Raw genomic sequence first — 2,114 nt, forward strand, 5'->3', positions numbered from 1 at the left:
CGACGGTGCCGGGTTGCGGCTGTGTGGCGGCGGCGGGCGGCTGCTGCACGACGAGGGTCACGGGTGGTGCGCCGTCGCGTGACGACCATTGCGGTGGCGGCGTGTCGGCGCTGGCGGAGTCTGCGGCAACTGCGGGCGACAGTGCCGGAGCATGAGCCGGCGTGCCCGGCGCTGGCAAGGGCATGACCGTGCCATTGAAAGCGGCGGGCAGCGGGAAGGTTTCCCCTGCTGGCAGGCTGGGGGTGTCGGGAAGCGCGACCGGGCGGGTGCCCGACAGGATCACGGCGGCGACCTGGAAATCGGAAGCCGCGGCAAATGCCGGGCGTGCGCCGGAAGGCGGCGGCGGGGCATTGCTGCTTGGCGTCTCATCGACGGCGGGCGTATCCGCCGTCGCTGGCGTGGCGATCCCGGACTGAAAGGCAGGAGCCTTCCTTGCGGCGTCGCGCGCAAACGCAGCGGCGGGTAGCGGCTCTGGCATCGTCGAGAGAGGGGGAGCCTGTCGCGCGCCGGGCTTGTTCGACCTGGCGAACGCGTCTCCCGCCAACGTTGCCGTGCCGATACCAGCTTCGGGCAGCGTTGCCTGCGGTGCGGCGGACGGCAGGGCTTGGGGGGCATCGGTCACGACCGGCACGGCGGTCGGATCTGCCCCGGGGATCGTCGCCTGTTCTGTCGGTGTGTCGTCGGTGGCGTCGGAATCGCGCGGACGTTTCGCCGTGGTCGGACGTTCGGTGCCGCGCAGGCCGATCCGGATGACGCGCTCCGGCGGCGGCGGAAGCCGGTTTTCGACCGGTGCCGGGTCCGGGCCTTCGATCGGCACCTCGCCGCCCCCGCCGACCAGCGACGACGCAAGCGGCGATTTCACCGGCGTGAGCGCGGACGTGCCCAATGCGACGGGCGTGAGCGCGGCCGCCGCTACGGCCGCCGGTACGTCGGCTTTAATGTCCGCTGTTGCTGCGACCGGCACTTGGACAAAGGCGACACCCGGCGACCAGAACGGCAGCGTTTCGGCCGGAGCGGCGGCATCCGGCAAGGGCTTGCCGCCGATGACGGACGGTTGCCGGGTGGTGATATCGGCCGGTGCGACGTCGGCCACCAGCCCGGTGTCGAGCAGCGCAGCCAGCGTGCCGCCAAAATCACCCGCGGACTCACCGCCCGCCACGCGTGGCGCGGCCGTAAGGGCGAGGCCAGGAGGGGAGGCAAGCGCGGGCAGGATCATGCAATCTCTCGAATAGGGCGGTGTCAGCCCGTACTCAGCAAGGATCGTGCCGGATTTTCCTGAAGGCCGGTGCCTCCTCGAGCACGCGCAGCTCTCGGATGACCGCATCGGCCTGCGCGCGCGCGATGAGCTTTTCGACCGCGCTCTGGTCGCGCTGTGCGGCGCGGGTCGCGTCGGTGGCGCGCGCGACCTGATATTCCGCCGACCGGACGCGCTCGACCGCGGCGTCGGCGGACTGTTGCAGGCGTTCGCGGTAATGCGCCGACGCCCCCAGCAAGACCGCGACCGCGGTCTGGGGCACGGGCGCGACGGCGGCGGCAAGGCTGGAGATGCGCGTCGACAAGGCCTGTTCGCTCGCGGCCTTATCGTGCGCGCGGGCTTCGTCGGCGCGGGTCAGGCCGAGCTGCAAGGTCCGGACGCGGTGGATCCGTGCCAGCGTCTTGGCGCGGGCGTCAGCCACCAAAGACACCGACCAGCTCGGCAACCGAATCCGCCAGCGACACCTTCTCGTCCGAATCCTGGCGGATATACTCCATGATCGCGCCGTGGCAGGCGATCGCATTGTCGATCGCCGGGTCGGCACCCGCACGATAGGCGCCCATCAGCACGAGGTCGCGATTCTCCTCATAGGTCGCCAGATTGCGGCGCAGTACGCGCGCAGCCCTGACATGCGGCGCGTCGGCGATGTCGGTCATCACGCGGCTGACCGAGGGGCCGATGTCGATCGCCGGATAGACGCCGCGCTCGGCCAGCTGGCGGCTCAGCACGATATGCCCGTCGAGGATCGAGCGCGCCGAATCGACGACCGGGTCGTTGCCGTCATCGCCGTCCGCCAGCACGGTATAGATCGCGGTGATCGACCCGCCGGTATGGACGTCGACGCCCGCGCGCTCGATCA

The 2,114-nt window shown here is 70.8% G+C and carries 1 protein-coding gene and 2 pseudogenes; all 3 read right to left on the reverse strand.

What is annotated here, in order from left to right:
* Positions 1–1,216: pseudogene (locus sphsw_RS11290) on the reverse strand (hypothetical protein); the annotation flags it as partial.
* A 34-nt stretch (positions 1,217–1,250) separates the two neighbouring features.
* Entirely contained in the window at positions 1,251–1,676 is a 426-nt protein-coding gene (locus sphsw_RS11295; RefSeq protein WP_031440712.1) for a hypothetical protein, read from the reverse strand.
* Positions 1,669–2,114: pseudogene (fliI, locus tag sphsw_RS11300) on the reverse strand (flagellum-specific ATP synthase FliI); the annotation flags it as partial. The gene sphsw_RS11295 and the pseudogene fliI, both read right to left, overlap by 8 nt.

Origin of the sequence: Sphingomonas sp. FUKUSWIS1 (assembly GCF_000733135.1) — a bacterium.
GTDB lineage: Bacteria > Pseudomonadota > Alphaproteobacteria > Sphingomonadales > Sphingomonadaceae > Sphingomonas > Sphingomonas aerolata.